At 71.5% G+C, this 19,474-nt stretch carries 21 protein-coding genes; 15 read left to right on the forward strand and 6 right to left on the reverse strand.

What is annotated here, in order from left to right:
• Nucleotides 1-117: 117 nt before the first annotated feature.
• Nucleotides 118-1,488 carry a hypothetical protein gene (locus ABZ192_RS27170; protein WP_356927083.1) on the reverse strand — a complete coding sequence of 457 codons (1,371 nt, stop codon included), beginning with the start codon at nt 1,486-1,488 and terminating at the stop codon, nt 118-120.
• Nucleotides 1,489-1,658: 170 nt separating this feature from the next.
• Here ABZ192_RS27170 and ABZ192_RS27175 point away from each other — a divergent pair, with 170 nt between their 5' ends.
• Complete coding sequence (locus tag ABZ192_RS27175) at nt 1,659-2,231, forward strand: transglutaminase domain-containing protein (RefSeq protein ID WP_356927084.1); 573 nt, start codon at nt 1,659-1,661, stop codon at nt 2,229-2,231.
• A gap of 36 nt (nt 2,232-2,267) precedes the next feature.
• On the opposite strand, the gene ABZ192_RS27180 is transcribed toward ABZ192_RS27175, so the two are convergent.
• Nucleotides 2,268-2,996, reverse strand: a complete 729-nt coding sequence (locus tag ABZ192_RS27180) for a lysophospholipid acyltransferase family protein (protein ID WP_356927085.1) — start codon at nt 2,994-2,996, stop codon at nt 2,268-2,270.
• 184 nt (nt 2,997-3,180) lie between these two features.
• Nucleotides 3,181-3,597, reverse strand: a complete 417-nt coding sequence (locus ABZ192_RS27185) for a DUF4395 domain-containing protein (protein WP_356927086.1) — start codon at nt 3,595-3,597, stop codon at nt 3,181-3,183.
• 78 nt (nt 3,598-3,675) lie between these two features.
• On the opposite strand from ABZ192_RS27185, the gene ABZ192_RS27190 reads away from it, so the two are divergent.
• The 4 genes from ABZ192_RS27190 to ABZ192_RS27205 all read left to right on the forward strand — a co-directional run bounded on the left by ABZ192_RS27190 (nt 3,676) and on the right by ABZ192_RS27205 (nt 6,690).
• Nucleotides 3,676-4,089: a thioredoxin family protein gene (locus ABZ192_RS27190; protein WP_356927180.1), complete on the forward strand. Its 414-nt coding sequence runs from the start codon at nt 3,676-3,678 to the stop codon at nt 4,087-4,089.
• An 83-nt stretch (nt 4,090-4,172) separates the two neighbouring features.
• Nucleotides 4,173-4,664, forward strand: coding sequence for a flavin reductase family protein (locus ABZ192_RS27195; RefSeq protein ID WP_356927087.1), 492 nt, complete (start codon nt 4,173-4,175; stop codon nt 4,662-4,664).
• Nucleotides 4,665-4,883: 219 nt separating this feature from the next.
• A complete protein-coding gene (locus ABZ192_RS27200; RefSeq protein ID WP_356927088.1) occupies nt 4,884-5,672 on the forward strand; it encodes an electron transfer flavoprotein subunit beta/FixA family protein in 789 nt (262 codons plus the stop codon).
• A gap of 55 nt (nt 5,673-5,727) precedes the next feature.
• Nucleotides 5,728-6,690 (forward strand): electron transfer flavoprotein subunit alpha/FixB family protein, encoded by a 963-nt coding sequence (locus ABZ192_RS27205; RefSeq protein WP_356927089.1) that lies wholly within the window; start codon nt 5,728-5,730, stop codon nt 6,688-6,690.
• A 57-nt stretch (nt 6,691-6,747) separates the two neighbouring features.
• Here ABZ192_RS27205 and ABZ192_RS27210 read toward each other — a convergent pair whose 3' ends face one another.
• Nucleotides 6,748-7,653: an endonuclease/exonuclease/phosphatase family protein gene (locus ABZ192_RS27210; protein WP_356927090.1), complete on the reverse strand. Its 906-nt coding sequence runs from the start codon at nt 7,651-7,653 to the stop codon at nt 6,748-6,750.
• A 194-nt stretch (nt 7,654-7,847) separates the two neighbouring features.
• On the opposite strand from ABZ192_RS27210, the gene ABZ192_RS27215 reads away from it, so the two are divergent.
• Nucleotides 7,848-9,149 (forward strand): aldolase/citrate lyase family protein, encoded by a 1,302-nt coding sequence (locus tag ABZ192_RS27215; RefSeq protein WP_356927091.1) that lies wholly within the window; start codon nt 7,848-7,850, stop codon nt 9,147-9,149.
• 154 nt (nt 9,150-9,303) lie between these two features.
• A complete protein-coding gene (locus ABZ192_RS27220; protein ID WP_356927092.1) occupies nt 9,304-11,457 on the forward strand; it encodes a protein kinase in 2,154 nt (717 codons plus the stop codon).
• Here the strand turns inward: ABZ192_RS27220 and ABZ192_RS27225 are convergent.
• Nucleotides 11,403-12,218, reverse strand: coding sequence for a hypothetical protein (locus tag ABZ192_RS27225; protein WP_356927181.1), 816 nt, complete (start codon nt 12,216-12,218; stop codon nt 11,403-11,405). The genes ABZ192_RS27220 and ABZ192_RS27225 overlap by 55 nt on opposite strands.
• Nucleotides 12,219-12,255: 37 nt before the next feature.
• On the reverse strand, nt 12,256-13,320 hold the full coding sequence (locus ABZ192_RS27230; protein WP_356927093.1) for a LacI family DNA-binding transcriptional regulator: 1,065 nt from the start codon (nt 13,318-13,320) through the stop codon (nt 12,256-12,258).
• A gap of 160 nt (nt 13,321-13,480) precedes the next feature.
• Here ABZ192_RS27230 and ABZ192_RS27235 point away from each other — a divergent pair, with 160 nt between their 5' ends.
• The 8 genes from ABZ192_RS27235 to ABZ192_RS27270 all read left to right on the forward strand — a co-directional run bounded on the left by ABZ192_RS27235 (nt 13,481) and on the right by ABZ192_RS27270 (nt 19,442).
• Complete coding sequence (locus ABZ192_RS27235) at nt 13,481-14,434, forward strand: ROK family protein (protein WP_356927094.1); 954 nt, start codon at nt 13,481-13,483, stop codon at nt 14,432-14,434.
• A 112-nt stretch (nt 14,435-14,546) separates the two neighbouring features.
• Nucleotides 14,547-15,014 carry a hypothetical protein gene (locus tag ABZ192_RS27240; protein ID WP_356927095.1) on the forward strand — a complete coding sequence of 156 codons (468 nt, stop codon included), beginning with the start codon at nt 14,547-14,549 and terminating at the stop codon, nt 15,012-15,014.
• Between the two features lie 75 nt (nt 15,015-15,089).
• Complete coding sequence (locus tag ABZ192_RS27245) at nt 15,090-15,533, forward strand: helix-turn-helix transcriptional regulator (protein ID WP_356927096.1); 444 nt, start codon at nt 15,090-15,092, stop codon at nt 15,531-15,533.
• Nucleotides 15,534-15,543: 10 nt separating this feature from the next.
• Entirely contained in the window at nt 15,544-15,957 is a 414-nt protein-coding gene (locus ABZ192_RS27250) for a VOC family protein (protein ID WP_356927097.1), read from the forward strand.
• A 119-nt stretch (nt 15,958-16,076) separates the two neighbouring features.
• Nucleotides 16,077-18,470 carry an excinuclease ABC subunit UvrA gene (locus ABZ192_RS27255; RefSeq protein WP_356927098.1) on the forward strand — a complete coding sequence of 798 codons (2,394 nt, stop codon included), beginning with the start codon at nt 16,077-16,079 and terminating at the stop codon, nt 18,468-18,470.
• Between the two features lie 141 nt (nt 18,471-18,611).
• Nucleotides 18,612-18,887 (forward strand): hypothetical protein, encoded by a 276-nt coding sequence (locus ABZ192_RS27260; protein ID WP_356927099.1) that lies wholly within the window; start codon nt 18,612-18,614, stop codon nt 18,885-18,887.
• 50 nt (nt 18,888-18,937) lie between these two features.
• Complete coding sequence (locus ABZ192_RS27265; RefSeq protein WP_356927100.1) at nt 18,938-19,174, forward strand: hypothetical protein; 237 nt, start codon at nt 18,938-18,940, stop codon at nt 19,172-19,174.
• A 67-nt stretch (nt 19,175-19,241) separates the two neighbouring features.
• Nucleotides 19,242-19,442, forward strand: a complete 201-nt coding sequence (locus tag ABZ192_RS27270) for a hypothetical protein (RefSeq protein WP_356927101.1) — start codon at nt 19,242-19,244, stop codon at nt 19,440-19,442.
• Nucleotides 19,443-19,474 lie beyond the last annotated feature (32 nt).

Here is a 19,474-nt window from a genome sequence, read left to right on the forward strand (position 1 = left end):
CCCGCTACGACAAGCGCGCTCGTCACTACCAAGCCCTGGTCACCATCGCCTGTCTCAGGCTCTGGCTTCCCTGACATTGCGGACACGGCCTAGGGCCACCTCCTCGCGGCCGCCGCGTCAGTTGACGACGAGCCGTGCGCTGTTGTTGCGCAGGTTCGGGTCGAACTCCCTGATGCTCAGCTCGGAATCGTCGTTGACGGTGGCGACGGTGGTGCGCGCGCCGCGCACCACCCGGTCGATCCGCAGCGGGATCTCGAAGGTGTACGACGCCTTGTCGTGCAGGTAGATCGGCGTCTTGCAGTAGTACGTCGTGGGGGACGCGGGGTCCTCCGAGGTCCAGCACTCCTCCTCCGGGGGCACCATCACCGTGGTGCCCTCCGGCGCCTGGAACCGCACCGTCGCCACGGCCGCGCCCGCGCCCAGCGACGCCACCCAGGCCGGACCGCGGTTGTGCACGGTGACCCGGGCGGTGACGGTGTCACCGGCGGCCCCGCGCACCCTGCTGCCGCCGAGCTTCAGGTCGGCGGTGTTCCGGGCGTTCAGCATGACGGCCCGGTAGTTGTCCTGCGGGTCGATGTCGGGGTCCGCCGCCGCGGCCCGGGCGGCGGGCACGGGACGCAGGTCCAGTTCGGCGCCCGTGCCCCGGGCCCACGTCCAGTCGCCGCGCATCTGCGCCAGCGCCTCGTCGGAGTACGGGTGGACGGAGTGGTCGAACCGCTCGTACAGCGCCTTGCGGCCCACGCCGAGACCGGTGTTCAGCGCGTACTCCTGCCCGGGTGCCACCGCCTCGTCCAGCACGCACAGGGCGGACGTGCCGGTGTCGTGATCCCGGTACTCGCAGTTGGCGTGCCGCTGTTCGAAACGCCGCCCGTACGAGGCGTTGAGCCACAGCAGTGTCCGCTCCGCGGTGCGGTTGCCGCTGTTGGACAGCGTGGCCCGCACACTCGTCCTCGAGCCCGGCCTGAGGTCGTGCTGGTAGTCGGCCTGGCTCAGACCGAGGTCCGGACCGTTGCCGACGCCGACCCTGGTCTCGGCCGGGTGGGCCGTCGCCTCTCCGGCGACGGCCGAGTAGCGCACGTACCCGGAGGCGCCGGTGTCCGCTCCGGGCAGCGCGCGCAGCCCGAAGGTGGCGGCCGGCACCCTCTCCGTCCCGGCGGGCATCTCGGGGACGTCGCAGACCGCACGGACCTCCGACTCGGGTTCGCAGTTCGCGGGCCACGACGCCCGCGCGAAAGAGGCGATCTCACTGATGTCGACGGTCAGGCGCCCGGCCGGCACCCGGTCGTCGGCGACGTCCCGGCTGATCTCCACGGCCAGACTGCGCTCGCGCGCGCCGCCGTCCGTGTCCGCGCCCGGCAGCACCGTCTCGTACGGCGCGCTGATCCACAACCGGTTCTCCTGCGCGTACGCGGGCCCGGCCCCGACTCCGGACGCCGCCAGGGCACCACTCACGAGCGCGGCGCCGATCAGGCGCCGTGGGTCCTTCATGTCTTCCCCCTTGTCACGGAACTGCGGATGCCGACCCGTGGCGCCGGGGAAGGGTTGTGACCGGGGGAGTGGTTGCGGCGATGTTCAGCCGTTCTCCGGCCATGCATAAGTATGCGAATGCTCGAAAATAAATTGACTGCGTACTGATCTTGTCCCTATGCTCTGCGTGCATGCAGCTGATCCAGGAAAACCCGGACCTCTCCGCCTACTTGGCGGCCGACGAGGCGATAGACCATCACCATCCGCTCGTTCGCGAGACGGCGGCCACGCTGGCTGAGGGTGTGGCGCACTCGTATGAGTATGCGCGGGCGGCTTTCGAGTTCGTGCGCGACACCATCCCGCACTCGCAGGATGCGGGCGACCCGCGCGTCACCTGGCGCGCTTCCGATGTCCTGGAGCAGCGCACCGGCATCTGTTACGCCAAGGCCCACGCGCTCGCGGCGCTGCTCCGCGCCGAGGACATCCCGACCGCGTTGTGCTACCAGACGTTCGACGTCGTGCACGGTCTGGTCGCCGTGCGGTTCAACGGGGCGTGGCACCGCCAGGACCCCCGGGGCAACAAACCGGGGGTGGACGCGCAGTTCTCCCTCGACGGCGAGCGGCTCGCCTTCACGCCCGATCCGGCGCTCGGCGAGACCGACTGTCCGGTCCTGTACGCCGCGCCTCACCCGGCCGTGCTCGACACCCTCAAGTCGGCCGTCGACCGGCCCCACTTGTGGCGGACACTTCCCACCGCGCTCTGAGGCGGGACCGGAGGCCGGATCGACTGCGCCGGAGCGTCAGAGTGCCTCGGCCTCCCGCACCTGCTCCGGCGTCGGAGCCGTGCCGCCGAGGTGGGCCGGCATCCACCAGGTGTCGTCCGGACCCTTCGGGCGTACGGGGTAGGCGCGCTGGGCGGCCTCCAGGAGTTCCTGGACGCGCTCGCGCAGTTGGCGGGTGATCGCGCCCGCGTACTTGTCGCGGGAGGCCTCGATCGCCTCGCCCACCCGGATCGTGATGGGGATGTGGCTGCGCTTGAAGTTGCGGGGGTGGCCCTTGGTCCACAGCCGCTGCGTGCCCCACACCGCCATCGGGATCAGCGGGACGCCGGCCTCCTGCGCCATGCGCGCGGCACCCGACTTGAAGCTCTTCAGCGTGAACGACTGCGAGATGGTCGCCTCCGGGAAGACCCCGACGATCTCGCCCGACCGCAGCGAGTCGAGGGCGTGCGCGTAGGCCGCCTCGCCCTGCTTGCGGTCCACCGGGATGTGCTTCATCCCGCGCATCAGCGGGCCCGAGATCTTGTGGCGGAAGACGGACTCCTTCGCCATGAAGCGCACGAGACGTTTCTGCGGCAGCGCCGCCAGGCCGTTGAAGACGAAGTCCAGGTAGCTGATGTGGTTGCTCACCAGCACGGCGCCGCCCGAGCGCGGGATGTTCTCCGAACCCTGGCAGTCGATCTTGAGGTCCCACGCCTTGAACAGCGTGCGGGCGAAACCGACGACGGGACGGTAGACGAGCTCTGCCATGGGCGGGTCGGACCCTTCCTGCTCTGCCTGGGAAGGGATTCCCAGTGGAAGTTACGCAGCCGTAGGTTTACGGCTTGTCGCAGATCGTGCCCCAAGAACGGCCGGGTAGCCAGCCCCCGTGCCCGCGCGGGAGGAGATTCTCGTCACGTAGTCGCCGATCCCACCTCGTGCTTTTACGCCCCCATTACCCCGCGCGTACCGTCACCCGCCGCATGAGCAGGTACATCTCGCACCCCAGGCAGTACCCGAACGCGGCGTTCAGGAAGGCGGCCGCGAGTGCGGCGCCGGTCGCCGCGAGACCCAGCCAGCCGGGCCCCAGGGCATAGCCGACGAGCCCGAGTCCGGCGAAGACCAGCCCCACCGCCTGGGCGAAACGCGGCGGTTCGGGCGCCTCGAACGCGCTCGGCGGCCCGAGTCGCGGCCGTACGGCCTTGGCGAACAGCAGCCCGTAGGGCGACCGGGCCACCCCGCCGGCCGCGCCCAGCAGGAACGCCAGCGTCTGCCAGGCCAGCAGCCACGTGCTCCCCGTGACCAGGACGACCGCCAGGACGACGGTCGTCACCGCCGCGCCGAAACGCGGCCCTCGTGCATCGATGTCCATGGGAACCAAGCATTCCGCACCACGGGCCGGTGCGGTGGGCGGGAATCTTTGCGGTCTCGTGAACGCTTGCAGCAGGTGATGACCGGACTGGTGGTGTGCGTACTGGTGCTCGCGGCGGCGAGCGCCTACGGAGTGCTGCAACGGCGGCGGAGCGGGAGAGTGCGGGTGCGCGGGCGGGACGACGGCAAGCGGCTGGACGCGCGTGAACTGGGCGCGGACCTGGGCGAGCGGGCCACACTCGTGCAGTTCTCCAGCGCGTTCTGCGCGCCCTGCCGGGCGACCCGGCGGGTCCTCGGCGAGGTCGCCGGCATGGTCCCGGGCGTGACCCACGTCGAGATCGACGCCGAGGCCCATCTGGACCTCGTGCGACGGCTGGACATCCTCAAGACCCCGACCGTGCTGGTCCTCGACGCCGACGGCCGGGTGGTGCGGCGGGCCACCGGCCAGCCGCGCAAGGCGGATGTGATCGCCGCGCTGGGGGAGGCGGTGTGAGGGACGCCACCCGGTCAGTGAGCCATCTCCCACATCCGGGAACGAACTTGACTGCGCCAACCATTTATCGTCAGCCTGACCCCATGCCTGCGGACCTTCTCGCCACGCCCGACCTCCTGCGCTCGGTCTTCCGGCGGCACGCGGCAGGGGTCGCCGTGATCACCGCCCGTGGCGACACCGGCCCGGTGGGCTTCACCGCCACCTCCCTCGCCTCTGTCTCCGCCGAGCCGCCGCTGCTGTCCTTCGGGGTCGGCACCGGCTCCTCCAGCTGGCCCGTGATCGCGACGGCCGGCCATGTCGGCGTCCACATCCTCGGCGAGCACCAGCAGGAACTGGCGGCCACCTTCGCCCGCAGCGGAGCCGACCGCTTCGCGCCGCCCACCGCCTGGCGGGACGGGCCCGACGGGGTCCCCGTGCTCGACGGCGTGCCGGCCTGGCTGGTGGGGCGGGTCGTCGCGCGCGTGCCCGCCGGAGACCACCGGATCGTGATCGCGGAGGTCGTACACGGAGACGACACGGGCACCGGCCGGCCGCTCCTCTACCACCAGGGGCGTTACAACCGCCTGCACGACTGATCCGCGCGTCCCCCGGGCTGCGTGACGGTCGAGTTCCGGTTACGCTGCGTTGCGAAGGTCACAGTTCAAAGCGCTTGCTTAGCGGGAATGAACTGGGTGTACTGACGAGTAATATTTCGCTCGGAGCGTGGATCGCCCCGACCGGGATCGGCCGCTTGAGGCGCCTATGCTGCCTGCAAGTAGGCAGCATGGAAATGACGATGCAGTAGGAGAGCCGGCGTGAGCTTGAGGATCGTTGTCACTGTGAAGTACGTGCCCGACGCCACTGGCGACCGGCACTTCGCCGATGACCTGACCGTCGACCGGGACGACGTGGACGGTCTGCTCTCCGAGCTCGACGAGTACGCGGTCGAGCAGGCGCTGCAGATCTCCGAGAACTCCGACGACGACGTGGAGATCACCGTCCTGACGGTGGGCCCCGAGGACGCCAAGGACGCCCTGCGCAAGGCGCTGTCCATGGGCGCCGACAAGGCGATCCACGTCGAGGACGACGACATTCACGGCACCGACGCCATCGGCACCTCCCTGGTCCTGGCCAAGGCGATCGAGAAGGCCGGCTACGACCTGGTGATCTCCGGCATGGCCTCCACCGACGGCACCATGGGCGTCGTCCCCGCGCTGCTCGCCGAGCGTCTGGGCGTGCCGCAGGTGACCCTGCTCTCCGAGGTGTCGGTCGAGGACGGCACGGTCAAGGGCCGTCGCGACGGCGACGCCGCCTCCGAGAGCCTGGAGGCGTCCCTGCCGGCGGTCGTGTCGGTCACCGACCAGTCGGGCGAGGCGCGCTACCCGTCCTTCAAGGGCATCATGGCGGCCAAGAAGAAGCCGGTGGAGTCCTGGGACCTGTCCGACCTCGACATCGAGGCGGAGGAGGTCGGCCTGGCGGGCGCGTACACCACGGTCGACAACGTGGCCGAGCGTCCGGCCCGTACCGCGGGCACGATCGTCAAGGACGAGGGCGAGGGCGGCAAGCAGCTCGCTGAGTTCCTCGCGGGCCAGAAGTTCATCTGAGCCCCGCATTCGCTGACCGCCCCTCATCTTTCGCAAGCAGGAGAGAAGAAGTCCCATGGCTGAAGTTCTCGTCTACGTCGACCACGTGGACGGTGCCGTCCGCAAGCCCACCCTGGAGCTGCTGACCCTGGCCCGCCGCATCGGCGAGCCGGTCGCCGTCGCGCTGGGAGGCGGCGCCGCCGACACCGCCGCCACGCTCGCCGAGCACGGCGCGGTCAAGGTGCTCACGCACGAGGCGTCCGAGTACGCCGACTACCTGGTCGTACCGAAGGTGGACGCCCTCCAGGCCGCCGTCGCCGCCGTCTCCCCGGCCGCCGTGCTGGTCCCCTCCTCCGCCGAGGGCAAGGAGATCGCCGCCCGTCTGGCGCTGCGTCTGGGCTCCGGCATCATCACCGACGCCGTCGACCTGGAGGCCGGCGACGAGGGCCCGGTGGCCACGCAGTCGGTGTTCGCCGCGTCCTTCACCACCAAGTCCCGTGTCTCCAAGGGCACCCCGGTCATCACGGTCAAGCCCAACAGCGCGGCCGTAGAGGCCGCCCCGGCCGCCGGTGCGGTCGAGGCGCTGTCCGTGACCTTCTCCGACAAGGCCACCGGCACCAAGGTCACCGGCCGCACGCCGCGTGAGTCGACGGGCCGTCCGGAGCTGACCGAGGCCGCGATCGTGGTCTCCGGCGGCCGTGGCGTCAACGGTGCGGAGAACTTCGCGATCATCGAGGCCCTCGCCGACTCCCTCGGCGCGGCCGTCGGTGCCTCGCGTGCCGCCGTCGACGCCGGCTGGTACCCGCACACCAACCAGGTCGGCCAGACGGGCAAGTCCGTCTCGCCGCAGCTGTACATCGCCTCCGGCATCTCCGGTGCGATCCAGCACCGCGCCGGTATGCAGACCTCGAAGACGATCGTGGCGATCAACAAGGACGCCGAGGCTCCGATCTTCGACCTCGTCGACTACGGCGTCGTCGGCGACCTCTTCGACGTCGTCCCGCAGCTGACCGAGGAGATCAAGACCCGCAAGGGCTGATCGACTCGGGTTGTGGAAGGCCCCTGTGACCGCACGAACGGTCACGGGGGCCTCTGCTCATCCCAAGGTCATCGAGGCCTGCACCGGCAGGTGGTCGCTCGGGTACGTCCCGTCCATGGAGAAGGTGTTCATCCCGGCCCAGTGCGTGGTCACCCCGGGCGTGGTGAGGATCCAGTCGATGCGCCGCCCGCCCGGCTTGGGCCTTCGGTAGCCGTGGTGCGTCCCGTATGCCGGGCTCCGCGACGCCGCCGCGTCCCAGGCGTCCACCAGTCCGATGTCCAGCATCAGATCGTGCACCCGGTTGTTGTGGGCGTCCGCGTTGAAGTCGCCGGTGACGATGACCGGTAACGACCGGTCCCACCCGGCGATCGTCTCGCCGATGAGCCCGGCCGAGCGTTCCCGGGCGTACTGGCTGACGCTGTCCAGGTGGGTGTTGAGGACGTAGAACTCCCGTCCCCCGTCGGCGCGATCGGCGAAACGGACCCAGGTCACCATGCGCAGCCAGTCCGCGCCCCAGGTGTTCGAAGCGATCGTGTACGGGGTGTCGGACAGCCAGAAGTGATCGAACTCGATCGGGTCGAGTCTGCGCGTGTCGTAGAAGATCGCCATGAACTCGTCCTTGCTGCCGCCCCCGCGTCCGGTGCCGATCCAGTCGTGGTGCCCGCCGAGATCCTTCTCGATCGCGCGCACTTGCCGGTAGAGCCCTTCCTGGGTGCCGATGACGTGCGGTCGCTCGCGGCGCAGCAGTTCTCGCATCACCGGTCGGCGCACGTCCCAGCGCGGTGTCGTGTCGACGACGGTCCCGAAGCGCACGTTGAACGTCATGACGTTCAGGGCGCCCGGGTGCTCGCCGGCGGAAGCGGGCTGTGTCGGGCCCGCGGTGGTGAGCAGCGGTCCCGTGATGGCGGCGGCGGCCGCCGCCTTGAGCCCGTGGCGGCGCGTCACTCCGACCTCGTTCGGCACGTGATCTCCCTCCCCTTGCACGTCAGGATGAAGCTTGCCTTCTGAATACGGAAGAAGAAGGCGGGTCGACAGTGGCCGAAGGTGAAGGATGGGGAACACCACTTCAAGACGGTGTTGACCAGGCGGAAGGGTGGCCGATAACTTCGCTCTACGGATTGTTGATTCCGTACAGCGGAAAAAAGGAGGGTCTCGGAATGGGTCAGGGCCGGCAGGAGAAGGTGGCGACGAGCCTCGCGGGCGCCGTCAGCGAGGAGATCAGCGCCTCCCTCGCGCCGGTCGACGCCGAACTGGAGCGCCGCTACCCCGGAGACCCCGGCACCCGACAGCCCGTCCACACCGTCTACGTCCCCGGCGACGTCTTCGCCGCCGACACCCTCCGCTCCTGGGGCGACCGGGCCCTGGCCGCCCTCGACGAACACGCCCCGGACGCCGCGTCCTTCGCCGCCGTCCTCGGTCTCTCGGACGAACTCGCCGAGCCCGTCCACGCGCGCGTGCGCGCCAAGCTGGAACGCGAGCCGATCGAGGACCTGCGCGTCGACTTCGAGGACGGCTACGGCAACCGCCCCGACGCCGAGGAGGACGAGGCCGCCGCACGCGCCGCCCGGCTGATCGCCGAGGCGTACGAGGACGGCACCGCGGCTCCATACATGGGCATCCGCATGAAGTGCATGGAGGCGCCCGTACGGGCCCGGGGCATCCGCACCCTCGACATCTTCCTCACCGGCCTGATGGAGGCCGGCGGCCTGCCCGGCGGACTGGTCCTCACCCTGCCGAAGGTGACCTACGCCGAGCAGGTCACCGCCATGGCACGGCTGCTGGGCGCCTTCGAGAAGACGCACGGCCTGGAGCCCGGCCGGATCGGCTTCGAGATCCAGATCGAGACCAGCCAGTCCATCCTCGCCGCCGACGGCACCGCGACCGTCGCCCGCATGATCCAGGCCGCCGAGGGCCGCGCCACCGGCCTGCACTACGGCACCTTCGACTACAGCGCCTGCCTCGGCGTCTCCGCCGCCCACCAGGCCAGCGACCACCCCGCCGCCGACCACGCCAAGGCCGTCATGCAGGTCGCCGCGGCCGGCACCGGCGTCCGCGTCTCCGACGGCTCCACCAACGTCCTGCCCATCGGCCCGACCGAGAAGGTGCACGCCGCCTGGCGCCTGCACTACGGTCTCACCCGCCGCGCCCTGGCCCGCGCCTACTACCAGGGCTGGGACATGCACCCCGGCCACATCCCCACCCGTTACGCGGCCGTCTTCGCCTTCTACCGCGAGGGCTTCGAGCAGGCCGCCGCCCGCCTCGCCCGCTACGCCAACCGCACAGGCGGCGACGTCATGGACGAGCCCGCCACCGCCAAGGCCCTCAGCGGCTACCTGCTGCGCGGCCTGGACTGCGGCGCCCTGGACATCGGGGAGGTCGCCCGGCTGACCGGTCTGACCCGCGCCGACCTGGAGAGCTTCGCGGTGCCCCGGCGGGGCGACCTGACGGCGTCCGCCTGACCGCTTCTCCCCGGGCCTGCCCGGAGGTTCCGTCCCGCGTACCGGCCCTGTCACAGCCGTCACCACCGGCTGTCCGTGTCACCGCCGCCCCGTACTCTGTACGCCACACACTGACGAGTCAGTGATCCAGTGGTGTCACGAGAACGGGGCAGCGGTGTCGACGGGGGAGTACGGGCAGGCCGAGGGGACCGGCCGGCTGCTGGCAGGCCGTTATCGCGTCACGGCCCAGCTGGGGCGCGGCGGCATGGGCGTCGTCTGGAAGGCAGTCGACGAGGTCCTCGGCCGTGAGGTGGCCGTCAAGGAACTGCGCACCTACACCGACACGGCCGGCCCCGAACTGGCCGGTCTGCGAGTGCGGATGCAGCGCGAGGCGCGTGCGGCCGCCCGCGTGCGCCACCCCGGCGTCATCGCCGTGCACGACATCGCCGAGGTCGACGGCCGCCCCCTCATCGTCATGGAACTGGTCGACGGGCCGTCCCTGGACGACGTACTGCGCGACCGCGGTCCGCTGGACGCGCGCGAGGCGGCCGGGATCGGCGCCAAGGTCATGGACGCCCTGGCCGCCGCCCACCGGGCGGGCGTCCTGCACCGCGACGTGAAGCCCGGCAACATCCTGCTCGACCGCTCGGGACGGGTCGTCCTCACCGACTTCGGCATCGCCACGATGGACGACCCGGGCGACGGTTCGGCCACGCACCTCACCCGCAGCGGCGAACTCGTCGGCTCCCTCGACTACCTCGCCCCCGAGCGGGCCCAGGGTGCCGACCCGGGCCCCGCCTCCGACGTCTGGGCCCTGGGCGCCACGCTGTACGCGGCCGTCGAGGGCGCCTCGCCCTTCCGCCGTACGTCCACGTTCTCGACGCTCACCGCGATCGTCTCCGAGCCGCTGCCCGAGCCCCGCCGCGCCGGGCCCCTCGCCCCCGTCCTCCAGCGGTTGCTGGACAAGCGCCCCGAGGCCCGCCCGGAGGCGGAACAGGCCCGCGAGACGCTCCAGGCCATCGCGGACTCGGGCGGCACGGACACGCCGACGTCATCGCTGCGAGGGCCGGTGCCCGCTCCGTCCCCGCGCCCGGAGACGGAGCGTGGTGCCCCGTCGGTGCCGCCGGGGTTCGGGCCGCCGCAGCAGGCGCGGCCGGGCGCTGCCGGGCCGCACGAGAGCCAGAGCACGCCCGGGTTCGGCCCGGCAGCGGCCTTCGGGGCCGCCGGGGCTCCAGGAGCGGCAGGACAGCGGACCGGGGCTGACGGACCGGGCACCGGGCAGCCGGCGCAAGCAGGCCCCGGCCCGCAGGACCCGAACGTCGGCCTTCAGCCCCCGGGACCCGGTCAGCAGGCGTCAGGACCGCAGGCGCCAGGACCGCAGGGCCCGGGCCCCGGCACCGAGGCCTCGGGCCTCGGCCCACAGATGTCAGGACCGCAGACTCCGAACCCCGGCACCGAGGCCTCGGGCCCCGGCTCGCAGATGTCAGGACCGCCAGGCCCGGGCCCCGCCACTCGGGCCGGCATCCATGCCTCGGCCCCCGGCACCCATGCCTCGACCCCCGGCATCCACGGCTCCGGTCCGGCCGACCCGGGCAGCACCTCGCCGACCAGCCCGATGAACCCGAGCCCCGCCCCCCGCCGCAAGAAGACCCGCGCCCTGCTCGCCGCAGCGGCCGTCACGGTCGTCCTCGCGGCGGCCGGCACCACGGTCGCCGTGCTCAGAGGCTCGGACGACCCGGACCCCGGCAACCGGACCGACGCCGCCGGCGTGGACGCGGCGGCCTCTTCCGACCCCGGCCGCATCGACGACGGCTCGAACGAGCAGAGGCCCACCCCCCAGGGCGAGGAGGAGGGCAAGTCCCCCTCCGAGAAGGCCGAGGACGACAAGAAGCCCGAGTCCTCCGGCCGACCCTCCGCCCCGGCCCCGGAGAAGTCCTCCGGCGGCACCACCGGCCACAAGCCGGGTGGTGGTACCACCGGCGGTGGCACCACCACAGGCGGTTCCGGCGACGGCGGCACGACAGGCGGCGGCTCCCCCACGCCCGCACCGGTCTGCGACCCCATCGGCGGCGGCAAACACAACTGCACCGTCTGGAAGACCGCCAAGTCGTACACCGCCTCCGGCACGGAGGTCGGCGTCCTCAACGCCGGCACCAACTACTTCTACTGCCAGCAGAACCTGGGCCGGCGGGAGACCGACGGCCGGTGGACCAACGTCTGGTGGGCGAAGACGGACGACGACAGCGGCAACACGGACGTCTGGGTCAGCGATGTCTACATCAAGGGCGGCGACAACGACGCGCCCGTCCCCGGGCTCCCGGTCTGCTGAGCGCGCAGCGACACCGCCGCGTACCGCTCCAGCCCGGAGGCCGTCACCAGCTTCTCCTCGACGAACAGCCGCGTCCCCCGCTCGCACAGCCGCCGGTCGGAGCGGGCCCGTGCGCAGAACTCCTCGGGCACGACACCGAACAGCTCCCGGAAGCGCGGCAGGCCGACGAGCAGTTCGGTGAGCAGCGCCCGCTGGCCCGGGTGGGTGCGCGGCACGCCCGTGCCGTCGTGCAGGACGCCGTGCCGGTTGACGTACACGTACGCGCCCGGCAGGCGGGTGCCGTCCTCGAAGTCGATGCGCACGTCGGGCGAGGGCAGCCAGGCACGGTCGTAGTTGCCCGTCGGCACCGGCACGCCCTCGCTCGCGTCGATCACGGCGAGCTGCTCGGCGTCGAGCCAGAGGACGAACAACTCCCGCACGGTGTCCGGGGCGCTGACCGGCGAGGCCGACACGTACCCCATGCGGCTCACATGCGCCGACACGCCGGCGTCGACGCCCGTCACCCGCGCCTTCACCATCGGGATCGGCGACATGATCCCGAACTCCTCCATCTTGTGCCGCAGTTGCCCCGGGCAGGCGTTGGAGCCGATGGCGAGAACGGGGGTGCGGTCCTCGTGCACGAGCTGGTCGAGCGGCAGGTAGCGGTCCCCGTCGAGGAGCCCGGAGCCGACGGGCCAAGCGCCCGGGTAGAGCAGGGGGTGCTCGCGCGGGGCCTCGGCCAGGCCGAGTGCGCGCAGCGTGCGATCGGTGAGGTGCTCCATATGCTCCGGATGTTCCGTGGGATGGTCCATGGGCCGCTCAGTCCGCCGGGGGCAGCTCGCCCGAGCCGCGGGTGATCAGCCTGGTCGGCAGCTCGATGCGTTCGGGGGCGACGAGGGTGCCGTCCAACTGCCGGAAGAGGCGCTCCGCCGCGGTACGGCCGATGGCCGCCGCGTCCTGGGCGACGACGGTGACGCCCGGCTGGAGCAGGTCGGCGAGCTCGATGTCGTCGAAGCCGACCAGGGCGACGCGGCGGGGATGCTCGGCGAGGACGCGGATCACGGTGACCGTCACCCGGTTGTTGCCCGCGAAGATCGCGGTGACCGGCTCCGGGCCGGACAGCATCTCCCCGGCCGCCCTGCGCACCCGCTCGGGGTCGGTGACACCGAGGGACATCCAGGAGTCCGCCACCGGTATGCCCGCGTCCTCCATCGCGGCCCGGTAGCCGCGCAGCCGCTCGGCGGCGGTGTGGATGCGGGGCATGTCGCCGATGAAGCCGATCCGGCGGTGCCCGTGCGCGATGAGGTGGGCGACGCCGTCCCGGGCACCGCCGAAGTTGTCCGACAGCACCACGTCGGCGTCGATGTGCCCGGCCGGCCGGTCCACGAACACCGTGGCGACACCCGCCTTGAGCTCCGGCTCCAGATACCGGTGGTCGTCACCGGCCGGGATCACCACCAGCCCGTCCACCCGCCGCGCGCACAGGGCGAGCACCAGCTCCTGCTCCCGGTCCGGGTCCTCCGCGCTGGAGCCGTTGATCAGCAGGGCGCCGTGCGCGCGGGCCACCTCCTCGACCGACCGGCTCAGCGGCCCGTAGAACGGGTCCGCGAGATCCTCCAGCACCAGGCCGATGCTCGCCGTCCGGCCCTTGCGCAGCACACGCGCGCTGTCGTTGCGGCGGAAACCGAGTGCCTCGATCGCCTCCTGGACGCGCCGCTCCGTCTCCGGGGTCACGCCCGGCTCCCCGTTCACGACGCGGGAGACCGTCTTCAGTCCGACCCCGGCCCGTGCCGCGACGTCCTTCATGGTCGGCCGGGTGCCGTAGCGCGCTGCGGATCGGAGGTTGGTCTGGGGCACGGTGCGGTGTCCTGTCCTGTGGTCCACGGGGGTGCGTCGGTCCTGGGTTTGTATGAGGATGTGGCGTCGAGCATAGAGCCTGGACAACGTTGTCAGGCTCGGGGGAGACTGTCCACCGCAATCTCCGGACCGTGCTCCGCTGCTGGCCGGCCAGTTCTTTCACCGTAGACGGGGAGTTCCGACACTCATGCACACCGACCTCGTGGCCGCGCTCGACATCGGCGGCACCAAGATCGCCGGCGCTCTGGTGGACGGTCAGGGACGGATCCTGGTCCGCGCCCAGCGGCCGACGCCCGCCCGGGAGGACGGCGACACCGTGATGCGGGCCGTGGAGCAGGTGCTCGGCGAACTCGCCGGGGCGTCCCTGTGGGCGCGGGTCACGGCCGTGGGGATCGGCAGCGCCGGTCCCGTCGACCGGTCGGCGGGCACGGTGAGCCCGGTGAACGTGCCCGGCTGGCGCGACTACCCGCTCGTGGGGCGCGTGCGGGCCGCGGCCGGGGACCTGCCCGTCGAGCTGATCGGCGACGGTGTGGCGATCACGGCGGCCGAACACTGGCAGGGCGCCGCCCGCGGTCATGACAACGCGCTGTGCATGGTCGTCTCCACGGGCGTCGGCGGCGGCCTGGTGCTCGACGGCCGGGTGCACGCCGGGCCCACGGGCAACGCGGGCCACATCGGCCACATCAGCGTGGACCTCGACGGCGATCCGTGCCCGTGCGGCTCGCACGGCTGCGTGGAGCGCATCGCGAGCGGCCCCAACATCGCCCGGCGCGCCCTGGAGAACGGCTGGCGGCCCGGTCCCGACGGCGACACCTCCGCCGCCGCGGTGGCCGCCGCGGCCCGGGCCGGCGACCCGGTCGCCGTCGCGTCCTTCGAGCGGGCCGCCCAGGCCCTGGCCGCCGGGATCGCCGCGACCGCGACCCTCGTGGAGATCGACATCGCCGTGATCGGCGGGGGAGTGGGCAAGGCGGGCGACGTCCTGTTCGCCCCCCTGCGCAAGGCCCTGAGCGCCTACGCGACGCTGTCCTTCGTCCGGCACTTGACCGTGGCCCCGGCCCAGATGGGCACCGACGCCGGGCTGGTGGGCGCGGCGGCGGCAGCGCTGGCGAAGCGGACGGACGCGGCCGCGGCGGGGGTGTGAGACCGGGCAGGAACGTTCATGCGGAGTATCTCCGGAGCCCGCCGCGTTCCTGACCCCGGGCAGCTGCTGATACGGAGGGAACCACTCCGGCGCGGGCGGCATCTGGCCCGGCGTGGGTGTCGGGATGATGTTCTTCGGGCTCGCGTTCATGGGTGGCTGGGCGGCGGTGGCCGGCGCCCTGGTGCACGCCGCCGCCACGCTCGTCCGCGTCTGGCCGGAGGACTGGATGCGGCGCGACGGACACCCCGCGGCGCGGCTGCTGCTGCCGGCACCCGCGTACCTGCGCTTCGACGTGGCGCTCGCCGTGACGGCCTTTCTGGCCGACCTGTGGCTCGTGTCGACGGCCATCGTGTTCGGGGCGGACGGCGTCTTCACCGAGGACTGGATGGGCTATCCCGGCATGATGGATCCCACCGGGCAGGGATACCAGGCCGCAGTGGTGAGCGCGTTGCGCTCGACGGCGTGGTGGACCTTCGGAATCGCGGTCCTGGGCCGGTGCTGGATCACGGCCGGTGTGCAGGTGGGCGTTCTGCCGCTCGCCGCATGGTGGATCGGAACGTTCGACACCTACTACACCTGACGGGCGCCTATCCGGAATACACGCTTTCCCGCGGAAAGCAACCGAATGTCAGTGCGATGTGGCACGATCGCGCATGTGAGCAGCAGACCCGCCCCGGCGCAGCACCTGCGCGACCTCGCCCTCCTGCGCCGGGTCAAGGACCGGATCGACCGGGAGTACGCACGGCCGTTGGACGTCGAGGCGCTGGCCCGGGGTGTGCACATGTCGGCCGGGCATCTCAGCCGCGAGTTCAAGCGCGCCTACGGTGAGTCGCCGTACAGCTATCTCATGACGCGCCGCATCGAGCGCGCCATGGCGCTGCTGCGCCGTGGGGACCTCAGCGTCACCGAGGTGTGTTTCGAAGTCGGCTGCTCGTCGCTGGGCACGTTCAGCACGCGCTTCACGGAACTGGTCGGCATGCCGCCCAGCGCTTTCCGGCGCCAGGCCGTCCTCGCCACCGCGGGCATTCCGTCGTGCGTGGCGAAACAGGTGACCAGACCGATCAGGAATCGAGAAGCGCCCACCCCGGGCCGAAACTAGCGTGATGGCCATGGACCTCACCCTTCACGCCAGCTTCCTTCCGCACGACGACCCGGACGCCGCCCTGGCGTTCTACCGCGACACCCTCGGCTTCGAAGTCCGCAACGACGTCGGATACCAGGGCATGCGCTGGATCACGGTCGGCCCCGTCGGCCAGCCCGGCACGAACATCGTGCTGCATCCGCCGGCGGCCGACCCCGGCATCACCGAGGACGAGCGCAAGACCATCGCCGAGATGATGGCCAAGGGCACCTACGCCAGCATCGTGCTGGCCACGCGCGATGTCGACGCCGTCTTCGAACAGGTGCAGGCGGGCGACGCCGAGGTGGTCCAGGAGCCCGTGGACCAGCCGTACGGCGTTCGCGACTGCGCCTTCCGCGACCCCGCGGGCAACATGGTCCGCATCCAGCAGCTCAAGCCGTGACGGCCCGGTAGCGCCGGCCCACGGATCCACCCGCACCACCCCCGCGCCGCACCTCCGGGCCGGCGCGGGGAGACCAGATCGCCCGACCGCGGCAGCGCCGCCCGACACAGGGGAGACCGATGAGCATGGCCACGAGGACGGACAGAGAGTCGTCCGGACCGCACGTCGCCGACAGCCACGATGTGATCCGTGTGCACGGCGCGCGCGAGAACAACCTCAAGGACGTCAGCATCGAGATCCCCAAGCGCCGGCTGACGGTGTTCACCGGTGTGTCCGGCTCGGGCAAGAGCTCGCTCGTGTTCGACACGATCGCGGCGGAGTCGCAGCGGCTGATCAACGAGACCTACAGCGCCTTCCTGCAGGGCTTCATGCCGAACCGGGCCCGGCCCGAGGTCGACGTGCTCGACGGGCTGACGACCGCGATCGCCGTGGACCAGCAGCGGATGGGCGGCGACCCCCGCTCCACGGTGGGCACCGCCACCGACGCCAACGCGATGCTGCGCATCCTCTTCAGCCGGCTGGGCAAGCCGCACATCGGTCCGCCCAGCGCGTACTCCTTCAACACCGCTTCGGTCCGGGCGAGCGGCGCGATCACCGTCGAGCGCGGTGCCAAGACCAAGGCCCAGAAAGCGACCTTCGAGCGCACCGGCGGCATGTGCAACCGCTGCGAGGGCCGCGGCAAGGTCTCCGACATCGACCTCACCCAGCTCTACGACGACTCCAAGTCGCTGTCCGAGGGGGCGTTCACCATCCCCGGCTGGAAGTCGGACAGCCAGTGGACCGTGCAGCTCTACGCCCAGTCGGGCTTCGTCGACCCGGACAAGCCGATCCGCGAGTACACCAAGAAGGAGATGCACGCCTTCCTCTACGGGGAACCGGTCAAAATCAAGGTCAACGGCATCAACCTCACCTACGAGGGGCTGATCCCCAAGATCCAGAAGTCGTTCCTGTCCAAGGACAAGGAGGCGATGCAGCCGCACATCCGGGCGTTCGTGGAGCGGGCGGTCACCTTCACCGTCTGTCCCGAGTGCGACGGCACCCGGCTGAGCGAGGGCGCCAGATCCTCGAAGATCGACGGCATCAGCATCGCCGACGCCTGCGCGATGGAGATCAGGGACCTGGCCGAGTGGGTCCGGAAGCTCTCGGAGCCGTCCGTGGCGCCGCTGCTCACCGCGTTGCAGGGGACGCTCGACTCGTTCGTGGAGATCGGCCTGGGCTATCTCTCGCTCGACCGGCCGGCGGGCACGCTGTCCGGCGGTGAGGCGCAGCGCGTGAAGATGATCCGCCACCTCGGCTCCTCGCTCACGGACGTCACCTATGTCTTCGACGAGCCGACCATCGGCCTGCACCCCCATGACATCCAGCGGATGAACAACCTGCTGCTGCGGCTGCGGGACAAGGGCAACACGGTGCTCGTCGTGGAGCACAAGCCGGAGGCGATCGCGATCGCCGACCACGTCGTCGACCTCGGTCCCGGCGCCGGCACGGCGGGCGGCACCGTCTGCTTCGAGGGCACGCTCGAAGGGCTGCGGGCCGCGGACACCGTCACCGGCCGTCATCTCGACGACCGGGCCACCCTCAAGGAGACGGTCCGCAAGGCCACCGGCGCGCTGGAGATCCGGGGCGCCTCGGCGAACAACCTCCGTGACGTCGACGTCGACATCCCGCTCGGGGTGCTCACCGTCGTCACCGGTGTCGCCGGCTCCGGCAAGAGCTCCCTGCTGCACGGGTCGATCCCCGCCGACGCGGGGGTCGTCTCGGTGGACCAGAGCCCGATCAAGGGCTCGCGGCGCAGCAACCCCGCGACCTACACCGGGCTGGCCGACCCGATCCGCAAGGCCTTCGCGAAGGTCAACGGCGTGAAGCCGGCCCTCTTCAGCGCCAACTCCGAGGGCGCCTGCCCCACCTGCAACGGCGCCGGAGTCATCTACCTCGACCTGGGCATGATGGCCGGCGTCGACACCCCCTGCGAGGACTGCGAGGGCAAGCGGTTCCAGGCCTCGGTGCTGGAGTACCACCTCGGCGGCCGGGACATCAGCGAGGTGCTGGCGATGTCCGTGGCCGAGGCCGAGGAGTTCTTCGGCGCCGGAGAGGCGCGCACCCCGGCCGCGCACAAGATCCTGGAGCGGCTCGCCGACGTCGGGCTCGGCTACCTCACCCTCGGCCAGCCGCTCACCACGCTCTCCGGCGGTGAGCGGCAGCGCCTCAAGCTGGCCACGCACATGGCGGAGAAGGGCGGCATCTACGTCCTCGACGAGCCGACCACCGGCCTCCACCTCGCGGACGTGGAGCAGCTGCTCGGCCTGCTCGACCGGCTGGTGGACTCCGGCAAGTCGGTCGTCGTCATCGAGCACCACCAGGCGGTCATGGCCCACGCAGACTGGATCATCGACCTCGGCCCCGGCGCCGGCCACGACGGCGGCCGGATCGTCTTCGAGGGCACACCGGCCGATCTCGTGGCGGCCCGCTCCACCCTGACCGGGGAGCACCTGGCCGCCTACGTGGGCGCCTGACGACGTTCCGCGGGGCCGTGAGACGAGTACACCGAGCTCGTCGCACGGCCCCTACCTTTTGGTCATAAGCGGCAAAAGTGTGAATAACGGCACCCTTCGAGGGCACTCCGTCCCCTGACCCCCCACAGAACGGAGCCGCTGATGATCATCAAGAAGATGCACGAGATGGGCGTCCGCAGCGAGCACGCCTACATGGCCGCCATGGCATCCATCGGCCTCAGTGTCGTCGCCTGGGCGGGCTCCCTGAAGGTGGAGCCCGGCGTCAACGTCGCCCGCGCCGACCGCTGGGGCATCTTCGTCGGCGAATGGGCGCCCACCTTCTTCGGTCTCGGACTCGCCCTGTCCCACTACGAACAGCAGGACGGCACGCTCACCGCCGACGTCCACGAGTTCCGCCAGACGCAGAAGGCGGGCTGAACGGCCCACTCCGGCGAGCGCCCGGCGCCGTTCCCGCGCACGCTGGTGCCATGGCGTCCGTGAAACCCGTCGTCGTCTATCCGCCCGCCGCGGACGGTGGCCGGCGGGTGCGCGTGGACGACCAGTTCCTGGGGATCGCCTACGGGCTGCTGGACGTCGCCGAGTTCCTGCGGCGGGCGGGGATCGAGGACGCGGACGAGGCGTACGTGGCGGCGTCCGGGTTGATCGAGTGGCGTGGCGGCGGCCCCGGAGCGTGGGGCACCGCCCCGGACGACGACCTGGCGTGACGTGCCGGCTTCGCCCGGTCGGGTCCGGGTGCGTGACCGCGCGGCGGGTCCGGCAGTTGAGCCGGGCATGAAGAAGCGCAGCATGCTCGCCATCGCCTCCCTCGCCACCGGGTTCGTCGTCGCGGCGGTCACCCCGTCGCACGCCCTCGGAGAGAGCCTCGGCCCTCTCAACGTGGACGAGACCCTCCGCACCCTCCCCGACACCGTCGCCGAGGACAGCCTGTCCCTGGACAGGGAGGACGGCGCCCAGGAAAAGGAGAAGGGCTGACGGCCCGCCCGTCCCCGGCCCACGGCGCCGGC

It is taken from the genome of Streptomyces sp. NPDC006235 (assembly GCF_040613735.1).
Classification (GTDB): Bacteria; Actinomycetota; Actinomycetes; order Streptomycetales; family Streptomycetaceae; genus Streptomyces.